At 59.2% G+C, this 893-nt stretch carries 1 protein-coding gene; it reads right to left on the bottom strand.

The window, feature by feature from the left end; genetic code table 11:
- Positions 1–679 (bottom strand): glycosyltransferase family 2 protein (locus NW837_RS05775; RefSeq protein WP_414329783.1); only part of this gene is annotated, 679 nt, incomplete at its 3' end.
- Positions 680–893 lie beyond the last annotated feature (214 nt).

Here is an 893-nt window from a genome sequence, read left to right as displayed (position 1 = left end):
TCAATCCTGGGATCTGCTGCAGCTCAAAGGGCGGATGCCAGTGGTAGCCGGTGGCCTGGGGGCACTTGACCAGGCGCAGGCCCAAACGTTTTAGCCGCACCCCCAGCTCCAGGTCTTCCCAGCCGTAGAGGTGAAACCGCTCGTCAAAGGGGCCGGCGGGGGTTTCGCAGGCCAGCTCCAACCAATGGCGGGCAATGGCCACGTTGCCGGTGGCGAAAAAGGCTGCCGAAAAATCGGTGGGCTTGAAGGGTTCGGAGCGGGGATCCTGAAAATTGCTCGTGTTGATCACCCGCCCGTAGGTGAAGACCTTGGCCTCGTGGGGGGAGCGGGGATCCCCTGTGACGCCGTGTCGTCGCAGCATCTGGGCGTGGCTGGCCAAGAAGTGATCCACCACCACCAGGTCGCTGTCGATAAAGACGATGAGGGATCCCTGGGCGTGGCGAAACCCCAAGTTGCGGGCAGCGGCGGGGCCGCGGTGCTCCTGCTGCAACAGTTTCCACTGGGGCAAGCCAACGGGGTTGTTCTGCAGCCATTCCACTGTGCCATCGGTGGAGCCATCGTCCACCACCACCACCTCGTAGCCCTCGTAGGGGCCGGGCTGCTGCTGCGCCAGGGCCCGCAGACACTGCTCCAAAATGGGACGGCGGTTGTAGGTGGGAATGATGACGCTGATGTACACCGGGGATCCCTGGAGATGGCCGTGCAACCTTAGAGCAAAAGTTGAGCAAAACGCTTCAGGGAGGAGGGGTTCGCGCTGCCTGTTAGGCTAGAGGGCTTTTAGGAGCATGACTCTAGTCAATAATAAGCTCAACTATACTGAGAATAATGTATAATATGTTCAGTACGGATTACTACCAGTTGATCTTTCTGTTTACTTTCGAGTCTGCCAACAT

The sequence above is a fragment of the Synechococcus sp. R6-10 genome (assembly GCF_047461815.1).
Taxonomy (GTDB): Bacteria; Cyanobacteriota; Cyanobacteriia; order Thermostichales; family Thermostichaceae; genus Thermostichus.
The sequence above is the reverse complement of the archived record's forward strand: the minus strand, read 5'-3'. Positions and strand labels throughout refer to the sequence as shown.